Raw genomic sequence first — 18,206 nt, 5'->3', positions numbered from 1 at the left:
GTTCGCTGGTCGCTAGATCTCGGCGATCCGTTCGTGGCCCTCGTCGATCGCTTCGGCGTCTTCCGGCAGGAGTGCGACGACGAGGAAGTCGGTGTACTCCTCGAAGTATTCGACGAGGTCCGCGATTCGGTTCGAGTCGAGCGCCTCGAGCGAGTCCAAGAGCATGAACGGAACGACGTCGTACACCTCGTGGACCAGGTAGCCGGCGAGTGCGAAGATCAATCCGGTGACCTCGCGTTCACTCTCGCTCAGGTGGTCGATCGTGTCCTCGTAGGTCCGTCCGTCTTCGGTGCTCCGGACGATGTGGAGGTCGAACTTCGTCTGTTCGACCTTGCGCCGGCCCTCCCGGACCGTCTCGCCGACCCGTTCGATCCAGATTCGGTCGATGTTGTCGTACTCGAGCACCTCGAGGACGGCGTCCATGTGCTCGTTGAACGATTCGACGGCCTGGCGTTCGATCCGGTCGATCCGGGTTCGAAGCTCCTCGAGTTCGTCGCGAATCTCCTCGCGACGGCTCGTGAGCCGTTCTTCCTCGTCGAGGGCGGACTCGATCTCGTCGATATCCTCGGACGTCGTCTCGAGTTCGCGTTCGAGCCGACCGAGCGAGAACTCGAGTTCGTTCGCACGGCGGTTGAGTTCGAGGAGTCCGTTCTCGTCGTCTCCGTCGTCGCTTTCGTCGTCCGCTTCGTCCTCGAGTTCGGCCGCTTCGGCCTCGAGCTCCTCGATCTCCGCCTCGAGTTCTTCCTGGCGTTCGGTGAGGTCCTCGAGACGAGTCTCGCGGCGTTCGATCTCGTTATCGACGTCAGTTAGCCGGTTTTTAACGCGTTCACGCCGGGTGCGCGTCTGATCGATCTCACGCCGTTCGGTTCGAAGCGACTTGATCTGTTCTTCGAGATCGTCGCGCTCGCTCAGCTTCGTCTCCTGGAGCGAGCGGAGTCGATCGATCGTATCCTCGATCTCGCTTCGCTGGACTTCGCTCCCGCAGGTCCAACAGCGGACCGCCTCGTCTCCCTCGATCAACTGGTCCGTAACCGTTCCATCCCCGGCGGCGTCGCCGTCGGCGAGGAGCTCTCGAATTTCGGGGTGAGAGCCCTCCAACATCTCCTCGTTGAACTGGACGATACTCTGAAGCTGGCTGACGACGCCGTCGATCGACTGTGACTGACGCTGGAGGCGATCGATCTCCGCGTCGATGTCGTCTCGATTCAGCGAGCCGTCCGCCGGGAGGTCGTCCGCTTCCTCCTGTAAGTCCTCGCGTTCCTCTCGGAGCGCGGCAAGGCTCTCGCGTTCGGTATCGAGATCGAACCGAACGTCCTCCAGGCCCGATCGGCGTTCCCGGAGCTCGCTCAGCTTCTCCTCGAGTTCGTTCTGGTCGTCGCGACGGGTTTCGGCGTCGTCTTCGGCCTCCTCGATCGCCTCCTTGACGCGCTCGAGCTCCGTTTGCTTCTCCTCGATCTGGCCCTGAACGTCGGTTCGTTGCTGTTCGAGCGCAGGAAGCTCGTTTTTGAGCGCCTCGAGGCGATCGAGTTCGTCCGAAATCTGCTCTTTCTCGGCGGTGAGTCGCGTAATTTCGGATTCGATCTCGTCGGTGTCGACCGGCCGAAGGATAATCTCGCGGAGGTCGTCGCCCGTCGTCACCGCCCGCCTGGCCGGGTTCGACTCGAGCAAAAAGGCAAAGAGGTCGGCGAGTTCGGGATCGTCGAGATACGGTTCGCCGCCCATGATGACCGCTTCGCCGCTTCGCTGTAGCGTCCGACGGTAGGTGTCGTCGCCGATCTCGAGTTCGGCGAACCCCTCGTCGGCGTCAGCCTTCAGCGAGGCGGATTCGCCGCCGAGAGCGGCCATGAACGCCTGTAGAAGCGACGTTCGGTTGGTTGCGTTCCGTCCTGCGAGGACGGTCACTCCTGACTCGAGTTCGACCGTGGTTTCGTCGATACCACCGATATTTTCGGCCCGTAATTGTACCTCTCGGGCAACAGGTTGCTGCGTAGCCATCATTCAAATAACTTCCCAGCCGAGTGATAAACCTTTGGTGCTGGACGTCCGGATCGCGACAGCAAATAATAACGACTGATGGTCGCCGAAAAGTAATTGCATTTAATAATATTTTATTTTAGTAGAAAATACATTTGTCACTTCCCGCCGAATCCTCTGGAAGAGGTTCGTTGGTGAACAGATTACGGAGCCATATGCGGATAGATATGGTGAATATCCGGTCTGACTATCCAATCCAAATATATTACACATATATCTAAACCGAGTATATCCAAAAACAATTTCATATCTTACTATTGATGGGCGGTATTTATTACCGTTAAACATCTATCACTTTCCTCCTCGAAAACGGATCGATTGCTGCCATCGCCGCGGCGACGATTACGACCCACCACGTGCGAAAAAAGAGAGTGTGAATCGTCGATCGTGCGACCAGCGTACGGACCGTTTCGTCCGGGTTACGATTGCACCGGCAAACAGTTACAGCGTTCGTATCAGTCGTTACGAGCGAGCTCTTCTCGAACCACTGCGACGCTTGCGAGTTGATCTCCCGCCGTCACCGTCGCCTCGCGAGTCAGCGCATAGAGGATTCCATCGTGGCTGACGATGACGTCCTGAAGTGGCTCGTAGCTGGCCGGATCGTAAACGGTTCCGACGCGGTCCCCCTCGTCAACCGTCGTTCCGACCGAAAGCGATGGCTCCGGGCGAAACAGCCCGGATTCGTCCGCACTGATCTTGCCGAGGTGGTTCCGTGCGACCGTCTGGTTTCGCTCCGTCGTCTCTCCGGGGAGCATCTCGAGCGACCGCAGGACGTTCAGCAGGCCCTCGACGCCCGCTTCGACGGCTTCTTCGACGATCTGCTTGTTGTAGGCGAGTTCGGGCGTGATCGACGGAATGCCCTCCTCGGCCGCGGCGACCCTGAACTTTCCGCCGAACCCGCGTCTGTGCCACTCCTCGGGCGCGTCGTCGTCCGCCGGTTCCGAGAGCAGGAGATCGGTGCCGAACGCCTTCGCCAACCGGCGTGAGCGTTCGTCGCCCTGGCGGAAGACGACGTGTGGATGCATATCGGGGCTTCCGGTGTGGAGGTCGACGATAGCGTCCGCGTCGGCGGCGGCCTTCCAGAGGCGAGCGGCCATTCGCTCGTGGAGGGTCCCGTCGTCGTCTCCCGGCCAGACCCGGTTCATGTTGGGGTTGACGCTGTCGAAGGCTTCCGGCGTCGTGTAGGTGACGCGGTCGAACGTCAACGGGTTCGCCACCGGGACGGCGACGACGGTTCCCGAGAGCGACTCGAGGGCCAGTCTGTCGTGAAACCGACGGAGCGCCTCGGTTCCGTTGATCTCCCGGCCGTGCTGGGCGGCCTGGACGTAGACGGTCGGACCGTCCGCCCCGCCGCGGTAGGTGTGGATCGTCGTCGCGAGTTCGACCCCCGAGGGTATTCGGGCGAGCGTGACCGACTCGGCCGAGTGCGATCCGGCGTTCATACGCGTCCGTTTGCCAGCCGGCGGTATATACTGTCGGCCGGAACGATCATCGATGCCGTCGACTGCTCGTCGACTCGAGACCACCACCGTTTTGAGGCGCCCCGTCGTCGCCGAGGTATGGGCAACGTTACTGCGACCCTGCACACGAGCGAGGGAGACATCGAGGTCGAACTCTACGACGAGCGCGCGCCGCGGACGGTCGACAACTTCGTCGGCCTCGCCACCGGCGGAACGACCTGGACCGACCCCGAGACGGGCGAGGAAATCGAGGGCGAACCGCTGTACGACGACGTCCTCTTCCACCGGATCATCGACGGCTTCATGATCCAAGGCGGCGACCCGACCGGCACCGGGCGCGGCGGCCCGGGCTACCAGTTCGACGACGAGTTCCACGACGAACTTCGCCACGACGACGCAGGCATCCTCAGTATGGCGAACTCGGGCCCCGACACCAACGGCTCGCAGTTTTTCATCACGCTCGGCGAGACGCCTCACCTCGACGACCGCCACGCCGTCTTCGGGAAAGTTACCGACGGGATGGACGTCGTTCGCGACATCGGGGGCGCGCCGACCGACCGCGACGACCGACCGAAAGAGGATATCCTGCTCGAGTCGGTCTCCGTCGACTACGAGTAGCGCGCCGCTCCGGGAGAGTCGGATCGCGATACCAGTTTTCCGGTGCGCTCACGGAATCTCCGTGGGGGACGACACCAGCTCGTCACCGGCGCCGAACCAGCACCGTTATTTTCCCGCCCGCCACACCACCGACATCTACCGACGTACCCTCATGGCGGTGACCGCCACAGGATTTGGCAGTATCGTCGCCGGTTGCTCGAGTTCGGGCGACGGCGAGACCGATGCGGACGCTGACCCCGATGACGGTGGCGCGGCCGGCGGAGCCGGCGCCGACGACACCGATGCGGACGCCACGGACGAGGACGGCCCGGAAACGGACGCCGACACGGACGACGAACCGACCGTCGACGCGACCACTGGGACCGTACACACCAGCAAGGGCGATATCGAGGTCGAACTCTACGGCGAGCGCGCGCCGCGGACGGTCGCCAACTTCGTCGGCCTCGCCACCGGCGAACAGGTCTGGGTCGACCCCGAGACGGGCGAAGATGTCGAGGGCGAACCGCTGTACGACGACGTGCTCTTTCACCGGGTCATCGACGGCTTCATGATCCAAACCGGCGACCCGACCGGAACCGGCCGCGGCGGTCCGGGCTACCAGTTCGACGACGAGTTCCACGAGGAACTTCGCCACGACGACGAGGGAATCCTCAGTATGGCCAACTCCGGGCCCGATACGAACGGCTCGCAGTTTTTCATCACGCTCGAGGAGACGCCACACCTCGACGACCGTCACGCCGTCTTCGGGAGAGTTACCGACGGGATGGACGTCGTCCGCGAGATCGGCTCGGTCGAGACCGACGGGAACGACCGTCCAACGGACGACGTCCTGCTCGAGTCAGTCACCGTCCACGAGTAAGAGGTTTCCGCGAGTCGGACACCGTCCATACGGATAACGGGGAACCGGTGCTTACCGTCGCTCGTTCTCGAGTTGCTCGACGCGTTGTTCGAGTGCCTCGATCCGTTGCTCGTAGCCGCGTTTCCCGTCGAGGAAGTTGAAGATCGCGACGATGATGATGATCGGAATCGCGATGTAAAAGAGTAACATTACGAGGATGACGAGCAGTTCTGGACCACCGGGAACGCCGGGAATGAACAGCGGGACCATACCGCCGTGTCGATTCCCTCATCACATCAATCTGTCGACATCCCGCTCGAGTCGATTGGGCGCGGTCACGACGACAGGATCTCGTCGTAGCGGGCGCCGGTCTGTTTCAGCGTCTCCGTCGAGTAGAGCCGTTCGTGTTCGACCGGCAGGTGCTCCGAGGCGAGTTCGTCGATTTTCGCGTCGACGGCCGCGGCGTCTCGCCCGTGGATCATCGTAAACAGGTTGTACGGCCACTCGAGGCCGGGCCGTCGGGGGCGGTGATAACAGAGCGTGACGTACGGCAATCCGCCCGCCTGCTGGCCGCGCTCGTCGAGTTCGGCGTCGGGGACGTCCCAGACGACCATGCAGTTTTCGTCGAATCCCGTAACGACGTGGTTGATCACACAGCCGATGCGCTTGATACAGCCGTTTTCCTGCAGACGGGAAATCGCCTCGAGCACGTCGTCGACGCCGGCATCGAGATCGGCGGCGATCTCGGCGTAGGGCGTCGCCGAGAGCGGAAAGCCGTCCTGAATAGCCAGCAGGAGATCGGCATCGAACGTCGAGAGATCGCCCGTTGCCTCCTCGCTGATCCGGGTAGCCGATGCGTCCGTTCGGTCCACGAGCGACTCGCGGGCGAACCGATCGGCGTTGACGACCGGGAACTCGAGGTCGATGTAGTAGTCGGTCAGCATCGGTAGGTCGAGTACGCGACAACCGGTCCGCGCTTCGATCTCCGCGAGGATTTCGTCGCGGGTCTCGCGCGAACCGGCCGTGACGACGAACCACATGTTCCACTCGTGATCGCGGGCGTAGTTGTGGTTGACCTGCCGGTAGCCGTTGATGACCGTTGCAATCTCCTCGAACCGTTCCTCGGGTGCTTTGACGGCGGCGAGCGTCGAGGAGCCGATCACTGGCGGGTTGAGCACCGCGCCGAACCGTCGGACGATGCCGAGGTCGGCGAGGCGACTCACGCGCTCGAGCGCGTCGTCACCGTCGATCCCCAGTTGCTCGCCGATCCGGTCGAACGGGCGCGTCTCGACTGGGAGCCCGCTCTGATAGCCGTCGACGATGGCGGCGTCGACGTCGTCGATCGCCTCGCGCCATTCCCCCACGCGGCTGTTCATTGGCGGGCCTAGGGAGGTTCGAAAGGTATCGCTTTCGGGTCGGCGGTCGCGGCTACCCGCCACCGCCCTCCTTCTTGACGTCGACAATTCCGTCGATACCTACCCCTTCAAAATCATAACAACTCTCTCACATACTATAGATAGTATAAAGTAAAATAGTGTATTTGAGAATTGGTATAATTGGTTCCGGATCGATCATCGTTTCCGCTCGGTAGCGTGGCGGGAAAATCGAACCGGCTACGATCCGGCCACCTACTCGCTAGTACGCTATGTCGCCGCACAGTGGCGGTAGGTGGCTTTTAGGTGGATATTGGTGTACGATCGTCACCGGTCGCGTAATCGCGCTATCGATCTTCCGTCGCTACTCGAGACGACAGTATCCTGCGTCTCGAGCCCGATTCGGCTGGGTGTGTGTTTTGGTAGCGTTATCGTTGATTCTCTCACCGTTCGGGTCCACCTGCTCGTCGTCAATCGACGTCGGTCGTCTCCGGCATGAGGTATCTGTCTATCGACTATTTTTCTAAATACCCATGTTACATATGTGATTTCCATGTGGCTGGTCTACGATTTCAGTCGACGCTTTTCGTTGGTCGGCGAAATCGGGACGGTCGAACGGAGGAACACACTGTCCGGGATACCACTACCATCGTGTTCTGGTCGTGGTTCGACGGGTTTTCGGGCTGACTCCCGAAACCGGTATCTCAGTTTCTGTCTTTTACAGACGTATGGCCGTAATTTATGGTGCTTTTCGAGCCATGGAAACGGGCCGACTGCGCTGTAACCGGACGGCGCGAGTCGTTACTCGCCCGCCCGTTCGGCTTGAACGGCTTTCGTCGTGCTGAGGACCTGTCCCGTGATATCCTCCTCGAGGTAGCGACCGTTCATTCGGCTTGCAGGCCCGCAAACCCCGATAGCGGCCGGGCGCGTGCCGGTTGGATTCGGGATCGATGCCGCCACGCCGACGATCCCGTCGTAATGTTCTTCCCTGCAGAACGAAGCTCTGTCGTCGCGGATCCGACGAAGCTGATCGGCGAGCTCTGTCGGGTTGGTGATGGTTTCGTCGGTCGGGGCGGCGAGTTCCGTTCGAGTCAGTATCGCGTCGGCACGATCGTTGGGGAGGGCGGCGAGGATCGCCTTCCCAGGGGCGTTTACGTGGAGCGGGATTCGCTCGCCTTCCACGTACGGCGGTGACCAGCTGTTTGGCGTTTCCGCGACGTGGAGTGGAACGCCGGAATCGTCCTCGGCAACGAAGAGCGTCGCCGTTTCACCCGTCACCGCGGCAAGGTTGGCGATTTTTTCCCTGGCGGTTGCGTAGATCTGTCGTCGATCCCGTACACGAGTTCCGATCGAAAGTAATCGAAGCGATGGTTCGTACGTTCCGTTCCGATTGATCACGTATTCGTGGTGTTGAAGCGTCGCGAGGTGGTTGTGAGTGACTCCCTTGGACACGCCGACTTCGTCGGCCAGCGCCGTTACGCCGAGCGGTTCGGGCGATTCGACGAGCCGTGTTAGGATGGCTAACGACGTTTCCGTTGCGTCGACCGTATACCGCGGCTTGTCCGTCATTCTACCAGAGAGGACAGCCCCCACCACCATATAGGTTGTTCTACTCTGAAGAACGATTTCTGCTCTCACGTCCCGTGGGTTCGTTCGCCCCTCTATCCAACATGTTTGATAATGATGTTCGCGGCCCGTTTCGATGTTCGCCGCCCCAGCGTTCTGTAGAGCAAAACGATTTCGTCGAACGTCTTGGGGTTTCACTCGCGAATCAACGGTCAGCATCGGTCGTACCGGCCGCCTACGCGAAACGGTGAGTACATCAGTTCAGCGACTTCCACGGCTGATGAGAAAGAGTCGCGTCCTGAAGTGCGGTTGGACTCGCTGTTGCCGACTATCGGACGATCGGTTCCGTTCGCCATCGCCGAGTAGTTTTACTGGTCGATATGCGAGCGACCGGACACGCTACCCAACAACCGAACTGTTTGCACGCCAATCGTACGACGGCCGCCGGTTCCAAACGAACGACGCGAGTGAGAACCGATGAGCGTACGATCGACGTCTGCACTGACGTTCAGTGGCAACTATGGTCGCTCGCGCCGGGGGCGACGACGTGCTTGAGTCCCTCGGAGTTCGCCATTCGGTCGAATGCGTCGGGGAGATCCGCTAACCCGATCCGATCCGAAATTACCGCGTCGGCGTCGATCCGACCGCACTCGAGCATCGTCACTGCGCGCTGGAAGTCCTCGGTCGTCAGCGAGTACGAACCGCGGTAGCCGATCTCGTCGAAGAAGACGTCGAAGGGACTGATTTCCATCGTTTCGTCCCGATCGGGAACACCGAAGATGAGCGTCGTTCCGCCCTTCGCGGTCACGTCGTTCGCCTGCTCGATCGTCGGCACGCGGCCGATCGCTTCGACACCGACGTCGACCGGTCCGCCCGCGGCGTTTCGAATCGCCGACACGGTGTCGCCTTCGGCGGGATCAACGACGGCATCCGCACCGAGTTCGGCCGCAAGCGCTCGACGGTCGTCGTCGAGTTCGGAGACGACGATCGGGGCCGCACCGCGGTTACGAAACGTTTGCAACAGCAAGAGGCCGATCGGACCGGCCCCGATGATCGCGACGCTGTCTCCTTGCTCGAGGTCCACCTGATCGACCCCGTGGACACAACACGCCAGGGGTTCGGCGAGCGTGGCTCGCTCGAACGAGAGGTCGTCGATCCGTTCGACGTTCGTAGCGGGTACGCGAGTATACTCCGCAAAGGCACCATCGATGACGGTTTCGGCCGCCCCGCCGATCGACGTGTTGTTCTCACAGAGGTGGGTCTCTCCTCGCTTGCAGTACTGACAGGTGGTACACGGGACCGTCGGGTTGATCGCAACTCGATCGCCGATTTCGAGGTCCAACTGTTCCGTCTCTCCCGCGATCACCGTTCCGGCGCTCTCGTGGCCGAGAACCAGCGGCGTTTCGACCTCGAACGAACCGTGATACATGTGATAATCGGTCATGCAGACGCCACAGGCTCCGATCTCGACGAGTAACTCGCCGTTTCTCGGTGTGGGTCGCGTTCGATTCTGTACGTCTATCTTGCCGATGTCGGTGAGTGTCGCTGCGCGCATATTCAAGGAAGGTCTCGCTTCTGTCGTTCGGTTGGCGATACCGCGTGCTCGGAAACGTCGTTGGGCCTGAGCTTCATGGCGTCGGTAGATGCGACCGTCGAAGTCGGTCGAATCGCTGGTCCTGACTGTACACGATCCATACACGTCGTACAGGCTGGACCACGCGGGGCCGTGATTAAAAGCTTGTTGTCGACTACCGTTTGCGGTAATCGCGAACGACGCGTCCGAACCCGGCGTTCTCGCGGGCGTCCGATGGACAGACCAGAGACGTGATCGACCGTCGCGATCGTTATTTATTTATACGTCTTTCCTGATACGTCCTCCATGGCAGACGAAGAGCCACGATTCTTGGAAGCGCGGCAGTCGATCTGCGACTACGGACGTCGACTGATCGAAGACGAGTTGACGACCGGGACGGGCGGCAACCTCAGCGTTCGCCTCGGGGAGGATCGCATCGCGATCAGCCCGTCGGGGATACCGTACGAGCAAATGTCGGCGAGTGACGTTCCGGTCGTCACGCTGGATGGCACCGTCGTCACCGGGAGCGGGGACCCGTCGTCCGAGTTACCGATGCACCTGGCGGTCTACGACGACCGACCCGACGTCGCCGGCGTCGTTCACACGCACTCGCCGTACGCGACCACGTTCGCGTCGCTCGCCGAGCCGATTCCGGCCTCACACTACCTGCTGGCGTTCGCCGGGACGGAGGTTCCGGTCGCGGAGTACGAAACCCACGCGACTCGAGACCTCGGAGCGACGGTCGTCGAGGCGCTCGGTGAGTCCTCACGGGCCGCCCTCATGGAAAATCACGGCGTCTTGACCGCCGCCGACTCGCTCGAGTTCGCCTACACGGTCGCACAGATGGTCGAATTCTGCGCTCGTATCCACTACCAGGCCCGCGCGATCGGCGAGCCGGAGATTCTCCCGGCCGACGAAATCGAGCGCGTCCGCGGAAAACTCGAAAGCTACGTCGAATGATTTCAGCGAGGTACACATGAACCACGTCGCGATCGACATCGGTGCGAGCGGCGGGACCGTCTACCTCGGCCGCGTAACGAGCGAGACGTTCGCGGTCGAAGCGGTCGACCGATTCGAGAACTTCCCGGTCGAGGAGAACGGACGGTACGTCTGGGACGTCGAAACCCTCGAACGACGGATCGTCGACGGGGTCGCGATCGCCGACGAGCGCGCCAACGGCCTCGACACCATCGCGATCGATACCTGGGGGCTGGACTTCGGGCTCGTAACCGACGGATCGCTCCTGCGAAACCCGACGTCGTACCGCGATCCCGAAGCGACGGCGACGAAAGACACGGTGCTCGAGACGGTCGGCAAGCGGCGTCTCTTCGAGGCGACCGGCATCACGAACTGGCGAACGCCGAACACCCTGTGGCAACTTCACACGATCGCGCGCAACGACCCGTCGCTTCTGGACCGGGCCGACCGTCTGCTACTGATGCCCCAACTCCTGTCGGCGCGTCTCGGCGGTCGACCGACCGGAGAGGTAACGATCGCATCGACGACGCAGATGGTCGATCCCGTCGATCGTGACTGGGCTACGGACCTGCTGGCGGAGCTTTCTATTCCGACCGACGTCTTGCCCGACCTCGAGGGGCCCGGAACGACGCTCGGGGCGGTCGGTTCGGACGTTGCGAGCGCCCTCTCGTCGTCGCCGGATCTGGTGGCCCCCGCGAGTCACGACACGGCGTCCGCCGTCGCCGGCCTTCCGTTGACCGACGACGCGGCGTTTCTGAGCACCGGCTCGTGGTTCGTCGTCGGCGTCGAACGATCCGACCCTGTCCTCTCCGACGACGCCTTCGAGTCGGGTGTCTCGAACGAACTGGGGGTCGACGATACCGTTCGACTGTTGAAAAACGTCAACGGATTCTTCCTGCTCGAGGCGTGTCGGAACGCCTGGCGCGACGCCGGAAAGCCCGTCGGCTACGATCGGCTGCTGGCGGAGGCGCGGGACGTCCCGTCGCGAACCGCGCTGGTCGATCCCGACGACGACTCGTTCGGAATCGATGGCTCGATGCCGGCACAGATCAGGGCGTACTGCCGCCGTACCGACCAGCCCGTTCCGTCCGACCGGGGCGAGGTCGTTCGCTGTCTCCTCGAGAGCCTGGCGACGAAGACGGCGATCGTCCTCGACGAACTGTCCGCGATTGTGACCCCGTCGCCGAATCGGATCGCCCTCGGCGGGGGTGGCGTTCGAAACGATCTCTTCTGTCAGTTACTGGCGGATGCGACCGGTCGGCGGGTCGATGCGGGCCCAGTCGAGGCCACCGCGATCGGGAACGTGTTGACGCAGGCGCTCGCCGCGGGAACCGTTCCGGACGTCGAAACCGGCCGAGGACTCGTGGCCGACGCGTTTCCGATTCGAGCCTACGAACCGTCGACCGACGACGGGTGGGGGTCGGCCAAACGTCGGCTGGCGAATCTGATTGCGGACGACTAACGCCTCGTTCTCGGTCCGTTCGCTCGACACGACCAGGTCAGTCGGGTGTTCAATTTGGTCGATTTTGCGCCGCACGTCGCTATCGTGCGGTGTATCCGCCGTCGATGACGACCGTCGTTCCGGTCATATACGAGGACGCGTCCGACGCGAGGTAGACGACGAGTTCCTGAAGCTCCTCCGGGCGGCCTAGTCGACCCAGTGGGGTGTTCTCGAGCCACGTGTCCGCCACGTCGGGGTTTTCTTCGAGGACGTCCTCGGTCAGTTCCGTTCGCATGTAGCCCGGTGCGATCGCGTTGACCCTGACGCCGCGATCGGCCCACTCCACGGCGAGGGATTTCGTCAGCATGGAGACGCCGGCTTTCGACGTGTTGTAGCTCGCTTGTTTCTGGGGGACGTTGACGTCGATGGCCGACATCGAGGCGATGTTGACGATCCGACCCTCGCCGCGATCTAGCATCTGGCGACCGACGTGTTTCGTACAGAGGAAGACGCCGTCGAGGTTGACAGCGAGCACGCGCTTCCACGAATCGAGTAGCGTCTCCTCCGCTGGGGAGTTCTCGACGATCCCGGCGTTGTTGACGAGAACGTCGACCGGTCCGAGCCGATCGGTGACTTCGTCGACCATTCCTTTGACCGACGCTTCGTCGGTCACGTCGACTTCGACGGCGACCACCTCGGTCTCTCCGCGGAGTTCTTCGGCCGTCGCTTGTGCGATTTCGAGGTTCAGATCGACGATCGCGACGTCTGCACCCATCTCCGCGAGCCCGCTTGCCATCCGTTTTCCCAGTCCCTGCGCGCCGCCGGTGACGATCGCCGTCTCTCCGTCCAGCGAAAAGCTCTCCAGTACACTCATGATCGTACGCTATAGGAGTTTCAGCGGCGATGGTATATTTATTGTGATGGAATCCGTCCCGATCCACTCGCTGACACCCGAATCTCCACGACGCAGTGCCGTAGGACGGTCTGCCACGCCGTGGAGATCCGAGCTTCGACGGCCGGCGGGAGCCACACCATTATATGGAATCTCTTCGATTATCCCCTCATGCGAATCACCAACTACGAACTGTTCGCCGTGCCACCGCGGTGGTTGCTCCTGAAACTGGAGACCAGCGACGGAACGGTCGGCTGGGGTGAACCGATCATTCAGGGGCGACTCGAGACGGTCAGAACGGCGGTCAGCGAACTCGTCGAGGGCTATCTCCTGGGGGCCGATCCGCGTCGCATCGAGTACCACTGGCGGAAGCTCTACCAGAGTGGCTACTTCAGGGGCGGGCCGATCCTGATGAGTGCGCTCTCCGGTATCGACCAGGCCCTGTGGGACATCAAGGGTCGCCACTACGATGTGCCGATACACGAGCTGCTCGGCGGGCACGTCCGCGATCGGATGCTCGTCTATCACTGGCTCGGAGTCGTTCACGACGACCCCGAGACGATCGCCGCATCGGCCCGTGAAGCCGCCGAGCACGGATACCAGGCGTTCAAGATCAACCTCGTCGGCGAGTTCAGACCGCTCGAGACGCCCGCAGCCGTCGATCACGCCGTCGAACGCTTCAGAGCGGTTCGAGAGGCCGTTGGCGACGACGCGTTCGTCGGCGTGGACTTCCACGGGCGCGTTTCGAAACCCATGGCCGCCGAGCTCATCGACCGACTCGAGCCGTACGATCCGATGTTTATCGACCAACCGTTGCTCCCCGAACACGCCGACTCCTTCGGGCGAATCGCCGATCGAACCGCCGTTCCGATCGCCACCGGCGAACGCTTGTATTCACGCTACGATTTCAAGCCGCTCCTGGTGGACGATGCCGTTTCGATCGTCCAGCCGGATATCACGAACGTCGGTGGAATCAGCGAACTCCGAAAAGTTGCGACGTTCGCCGAAGCGTTCGACGTCTCCGTTATTCCGCACTGTCCGCTGGGCCCCATCGCGCTCGCGGCCTGTCTGCAGGTCGGTTTTGCGACGCAGAACGTGATCGTTCAGGAACAGAGCCTGGGATTGCACGCGCCGGAATCGAGTCGTCGACTCGAGTGCATCGAAGAGCCGACGGCGTTTCAGTTCGAGGACGGCTACGTCGAACGCCTCGAGGGGCCTGGACTCGGAATCACGGTCGACGAAGGCTACGTTCGCGAGCAATCTCGTGGGGAGGTAAACTGGCACAACCCCGTCTGGCACCACGAGGACGGGAGTCTCGCCGAGTGGTAGGCCGGGTTTATCCTTCGTTCTCCGAACTTTTTTATAGAACATCCGCCTCGGTCGATCTATGCACACCGCCGTCTTAGCCGAACCGCAGCGATTCGAACTCGAGCGACGAGAGCAACCGTCACCCGGCCCTCGTGACGTTCTCGTCGCCGTTCGCGACGTCGGCATCTGTGGCTCCGACGTTCACTACTACGAACACGGTCGCATCGGCGACTACGTGGTCGAAAACCCGCTCGTTCTCGGTCACGAGTGTGCCGGCGTCGTCGTCGATGCCGGTTCGAACGTCGACCGGCGCATCGTCGGGAGCCGGGTCGCCGTCGAACCGGGCGTACCGTGTCGGCGGTGTCCACACTGCAAGCGCGGCGAGTATCACCTGTGTGAGGACGTCACGTTCATGGCAACGCCGCCCCACGACGGCGCCTTCAGGGAGTACGTCGCCTGGCCGGCCGACTTCGTCTACGAACTTCCCGACTCCGTTTCGACGACGGCCGGCGCGCTCTGTGAGCCGCTTTCCGTTGGGATCCACGCCTGTCGGCGAGGCGACGTCGGCGTCGGGGATACCGTGTTGATCACCGGCGCTGGCCCGATCGGTCTGGTGACGATGGAGGCTGCGAGGGCCGCGGGTGCGACCGACGTCATCGTCACCGACGTCGTCCCGGAAAAACTCGCGCTGGCCGCCGACCGTGGCGCCGACCTGACCGTCGACGTCTCGGAGATCGATCTCGCCGAGGCCGTTCTGGAGTATACCGACGGCCTCGGCGTCGACGTCGTCGTGGAGGCCTCCGGAGCGCGGTCCTCGATCGAATCGACGACTGACGCGGTCCGCCGCGGTGGCACCGTCGTGTTCGTCGGACTCGCCGCCGAAGCGACGGTTTCGCTCGACGTCCTCGAGATCATCGACAACGAGATCGACGCTCGCGGTTCGTTTCGATACCGGAACACCTACGACGACGCCATCGAACTGCTCGCGGACGACGCCGTCGACGTCGAGGGGATCGTCGATTTCCGGTCGTCGCTCGAGGGGATCGAGGACGCGTTTCAGCGTGCGATGGAACCCGACGTGGTCAAAGGCATGATAACGGTTTCCGAGTAGCCCGTCGGACGCCGGGGCGTCCCGCCCGTGACCGAAGCGCGGTCCCAACGTCCGGTCACTCGAAATATCGTACCAACGGCACCGGTTCATACGGATTACTGTAGCGATTTACCGGTGAGACCGCCGCCCGGATCGCGGTCTCACCGGAAATGATCTACAGTAAACCGTATCACACGCCCATCGCCGATCCGCTGGCGATCAGGTGTACGAGACGTGCAGTGGCGACGATACCGCGGAGCGAGTTCGAACAGGTCACCGCCCGTCGGACGACGCTTGCGGGCCCCACCCGAAACACTCATGTAAATGTTTATTACGCTGTATCTGGCTTGCTCTACCATGGCCGGTGTTAGATTGGAGTCCGTTCGAAAAGTGTTCGAAAGCGGTGGCGACGAAATCGTCGCCGTCAACGACGTCGACCTCGAGATCCGGGATGGCGAGTTTCTCGTGTTGGTCGGCCCGTCGGGCAGCGGTAAATCGACGCTGTTGCGGATGATCGCCGGACTCGAACGGCAGACGGACGGGGACATCAGTATCGGTGGCGAGGTGGTCAACGACTACAAACCGCGCAGGCGCGACATCGCGATGGCGTTTCAGAGCTACGCCCTGTACCCGAATATGACCGTCCGCGGAAACATGAGCTTCGGACTCAAGATGTCGACCGACCTCTCGGCGGAGGAGATCGACGCGAAGGTCACGGAAACCGCGGAGATGATGGGGATCGGAGAGTTGCTCGATAACAATCCGGGGCAACTCTCCGGCGGTCAGAAACAACGCGTCGCGCTCGGTCGAGCGATCGTCCGCGATCCGAACGTCTTCCTCATGGACGAACCGCTCTCGAATCTCGATGCCAAGCTTCGAACGACGATGCGAACCGAAATTAACCGGCTTCAGGACCAACTCGGCGTGACGACGATCTACGTCACCCACGATCAGACCGAGGCGATGACGATGAGCGATCGACTCGTGATTCTGGACGGGGGTGAAATCCAGCAGGTCGGCACGCCTCTCGAGTGTTTCTACAGGCCGGCGAACAGATTCGTCGCTGGCTTCATCGGCAGTCCATCGATGAACTTCTTCCCGGTCGACGCCGACGGGGCGACGCTTCGCGGCGAGGGAATCGCCTACGAACTCCCAGCCGGGATCGAACGCGCTACCGACGGCCACACCGAGTTGACCCTCGGCGTCAGACCGGAGGATATCGCCGTCGTCGACGACCCGCAGTCGGACAACGACATCGAGTGTACCGTCGACGTGATCGAACCGATGGGGAGCGTAAAGTACGTCTACTTGCACACCGACGAGATGGACGCCGAGTTCATCGCCGAGGTAGACGGCCAGCAGCCACTCGCCGTCGGTGACTCCGCGTACGCACACGTCCCCGAGGAGACGGTGTACCTCTTCGATCGGTCGACGGGGACCGCGCTCCATCACCGGGAGGTCACCGACGACGCCGAACTCGATCTTTCGGCGCGCCTCGAGGGGTCTCCAGCCGAAGGATAACCGGTGGGTCACCCTGCCGATCGGCGCTGGCGAACTGCCCTCGAGTGCGACCGAGTCAGTCTCGAACCGAGAATTTGAACGATTCGAGAAGAAAAGCATAAATAATATGGGTTGATATCTTTTGTCACAGCTATGCAGCGCAAGAGGCGCGACTTCATGAAAGCCGTTAGTACGGGAAGCCTGGGTGTCGCCGTCGGCGTGTCGGGATGCCTCAGCGAGGAGGAGGTCGAAGTCGAGGGGTTCGACCAATCGTCGATCGCGGACGCTGACATCGACTGGCGGAAACACGAGGGTGAGGAACTCACGCTCGGGTTCGTCGAACACCCGTTCGTCGATAATTTCGAACCACTCGAGGGGGCGTTCGAGGAGTTGACCGGAATCTCGCTCAACTGGGACGTCCTCCCCGAATCGGAGTTTCGAACACAGCGTGATACCGACCTCACGACCGAGGGCGGAAACTGGGACGTATTCATGACCGATCAGGTCGTCACCCAGTACTACGAGTCGGGGTGGCTCCAGCCGTTGGACGACTACTTCGACGACGACGATCTGTACGACGAGAACTGGTACCGAACCGAGGACATCTTCGACGCCTCGGTCGACGCGTGTCACGCGGCGGGGACGGCCGACGAGTGGACCGGACTGCCGATTACGGTCGAGGCGCTGACGCTGTTCTACCGAACGGACCTCTACGAGGAGTACGATCTCGAGGAGCCGGAAACGATGGACGAACTGCTCGACAACGTCGAAACGATCTCCGAAAACGAGGACATGCCGGGCGTCGTCGCACGCGGGGAACGCGGATTCGGCATGAACATCTTCATTCTCAACTCCTACATTCGCTCGTGGGGCGGCGACCTCTGGGCGGAGTACCCCGAACGGTCCGGACTCGACAGCGACGAAGCGATCGCCGCGGCCGAGTTCTACGTCGATATGTTACAGGAGTACGGTCCAGCGGACGCGGCGAGTTACGAGTGGTCGGACGTGCTGGCGGCCATGCAACAGGGGCAGGCAGGCCACATCGCAACGGACGCGAACCTGTTCTATCCCGACCTCACCGATCCGGACGAATCGGTCGTCGCCGACGACCTGGGGATCGCCGAGATGCCTGTTCCCGACGGCGGTCGGTTCGCACCGAACGCGTTTACGTGGCAGATTTCGACCCAGCGAGCGGCCGATAACCCGGAAGCCGCCTGGCTGTTCATGCTGTTTGCGACGTGCCAGGAGACCCAAGAATGGATGGGCGAGCAGGGTGCGTCGTTCCTCACTCGCCAATCCGCGTGGGAGACGGACGCCTACCGCGAGCAGGTCGGCGAGGAGTTCGCCGAGGTCTCGATGAATTCGCTGAATGGCGCGATCGGCGACGAGTTCGACGTCAACTATCCGGAGTGGGGCGAGGAGTACTCGACGGAGTTGCAGGCCGCCATCGACGGCGGCAAGTCGGTCGAGGAGGCGATGACCGACGCCGCCCGGACCGCCGAGGATATCGTCAACTAAACGCGTGAGACGGAACG

Annotated in this window: 15 protein-coding genes; 8 read left to right on the top strand and 7 right to left on the bottom strand. The window is 62.1% G+C overall.

Features of this window, described 5'->3' with window-relative positions; genetic code table 11:
- Positions 1–12: 12 nt before the first annotated feature.
- Positions 13–1,995, bottom strand: coding sequence for an archaea-specific SMC-related protein (locus AB7C87_RS22175; protein ID WP_369731703.1), 1,983 nt, complete (start codon positions 1,993–1,995; stop codon positions 13–15).
- A gap of 494 nt (positions 1,996–2,489) precedes the next feature.
- Complete coding sequence (locus AB7C87_RS22170; RefSeq protein ID WP_369731702.1) at positions 2,490–3,476, bottom strand: succinylglutamate desuccinylase/aspartoacylase family protein; 987 nt, start codon at positions 3,474–3,476, stop codon at positions 2,490–2,492.
- A gap of 117 nt (positions 3,477–3,593) precedes the next feature.
- Between AB7C87_RS22170 and AB7C87_RS22165 the strand changes: the two genes are divergently transcribed.
- Both AB7C87_RS22165 and AB7C87_RS22160 read left to right on the top strand, forming a co-directional pair.
- On the top strand, positions 3,594–4,112 hold the full coding sequence (locus AB7C87_RS22165) for a peptidylprolyl isomerase (protein WP_369731701.1): 519 nt from the start codon (positions 3,594–3,596) through the stop codon (positions 4,110–4,112).
- A 151-nt stretch (positions 4,113–4,263) separates the two neighbouring features.
- Positions 4,264–4,971 carry a peptidylprolyl isomerase gene (locus tag AB7C87_RS22160; RefSeq protein ID WP_369731700.1) on the top strand — a complete coding sequence of 236 codons (708 nt, stop codon included), beginning with the start codon at positions 4,264–4,266 and terminating at the stop codon, positions 4,969–4,971.
- A gap of 51 nt (positions 4,972–5,022) precedes the next feature.
- Here AB7C87_RS22160 and AB7C87_RS22155 read toward each other — a convergent pair whose 3' ends face one another.
- The 4 genes from AB7C87_RS22155 to AB7C87_RS22140 form a co-directional block, all read right to left on the bottom strand.
- Positions 5,023–5,220, bottom strand: a complete 198-nt coding sequence (locus AB7C87_RS22155) for a hypothetical protein (protein ID WP_369731699.1) — start codon at positions 5,218–5,220, stop codon at positions 5,023–5,025.
- A 65-nt stretch (positions 5,221–5,285) separates the two neighbouring features.
- Complete coding sequence (gene ahbB, locus AB7C87_RS22150; RefSeq protein ID WP_369731698.1) at positions 5,286–6,326, bottom strand: siroheme decarboxylase subunit beta; 1,041 nt, start codon at positions 6,324–6,326, stop codon at positions 5,286–5,288.
- Positions 6,327–7,124: 798 nt separating this feature from the next.
- Positions 7,125–7,892, bottom strand: coding sequence for an IclR family transcriptional regulator (locus AB7C87_RS22145; RefSeq protein ID WP_369731697.1), 768 nt, complete (start codon positions 7,890–7,892; stop codon positions 7,125–7,127).
- A 505-nt stretch (positions 7,893–8,397) separates the two neighbouring features.
- Positions 8,398–9,444 (bottom strand): alcohol dehydrogenase catalytic domain-containing protein, encoded by a 1,047-nt coding sequence (locus AB7C87_RS22140; RefSeq protein WP_369731696.1) that lies wholly within the window; start codon positions 9,442–9,444, stop codon positions 8,398–8,400.
- A gap of 324 nt (positions 9,445–9,768) precedes the next feature.
- Here AB7C87_RS22140 and AB7C87_RS22135 point away from each other — a divergent pair, with 324 nt between their 5' ends.
- Together AB7C87_RS22135 and AB7C87_RS22130 are read left to right on the top strand one after the other, a co-directional pair.
- The gene (locus tag AB7C87_RS22135) at positions 9,769–10,422 is read left to right on the top strand and encodes a class II aldolase/adducin family protein (RefSeq protein ID WP_369731695.1); all 654 of its coding nucleotides are present in this window, start codon (positions 9,769–9,771) and stop codon (positions 10,420–10,422) included.
- Positions 10,423–10,438: 16 nt separating this feature from the next.
- Positions 10,439–11,902 (top strand): rhamnulokinase, encoded by a 1,464-nt coding sequence (locus AB7C87_RS22130; RefSeq protein ID WP_369731694.1) that lies wholly within the window; start codon positions 10,439–10,441, stop codon positions 11,900–11,902.
- 79 nt (positions 11,903–11,981) lie between these two features.
- Here the strand turns inward: AB7C87_RS22130 and AB7C87_RS22125 are convergent, their stop codons facing one another.
- A complete protein-coding gene (locus AB7C87_RS22125) occupies positions 11,982–12,755 on the bottom strand; it encodes an SDR family NAD(P)-dependent oxidoreductase (RefSeq protein ID WP_369731693.1) in 774 nt (257 codons plus the stop codon).
- A 189-nt stretch (positions 12,756–12,944) separates the two neighbouring features.
- On the opposite strand from AB7C87_RS22125, the gene dgoD reads away from it, so the two are divergent.
- The 4 genes from dgoD to AB7C87_RS22105 all read left to right on the top strand — a co-directional run bounded on the left by dgoD (position 12,945) and on the right by AB7C87_RS22105 (position 18,189).
- Positions 12,945–14,102 (top strand): galactonate dehydratase, encoded by a 1,158-nt coding sequence (dgoD, locus tag AB7C87_RS22120; protein WP_369731692.1) that lies wholly within the window; start codon positions 12,945–12,947, stop codon positions 14,100–14,102.
- A gap of 58 nt (positions 14,103–14,160) precedes the next feature.
- Complete coding sequence (locus AB7C87_RS22115) at positions 14,161–15,192, top strand: NAD(P)-dependent alcohol dehydrogenase (RefSeq protein ID WP_369731691.1); 1,032 nt, start codon at positions 14,161–14,163, stop codon at positions 15,190–15,192.
- Positions 15,193–15,528: 336 nt separating this feature from the next.
- Positions 15,529–16,692 carry an ABC transporter ATP-binding protein gene (locus tag AB7C87_RS22110; protein WP_369731690.1) on the top strand — a complete coding sequence of 388 codons (1,164 nt, stop codon included), beginning with the start codon at positions 15,529–15,531 and terminating at the stop codon, positions 16,690–16,692.
- A gap of 132 nt (positions 16,693–16,824) precedes the next feature.
- Positions 16,825–18,189: an extracellular solute-binding protein gene (locus AB7C87_RS22105; protein WP_369731689.1), complete on the top strand. Its 1,365-nt coding sequence runs from the start codon at positions 16,825–16,827 to the stop codon at positions 18,187–18,189.
- The last annotated feature ends 17 nt before the right edge of the window (positions 18,190–18,206 follow it).

It is taken from the genome of Natrarchaeobius versutus (genome assembly GCF_041205745.1).
GTDB classification, from domain to species: Archaea; Halobacteriota; Halobacteria; order Halobacteriales; family Natrialbaceae; genus Natrarchaeobius; species Natrarchaeobius versutus.
Note: the sequence above shows the minus strand (reverse complement) of the source record. Positions and strands in the feature narration are given on the sequence as shown.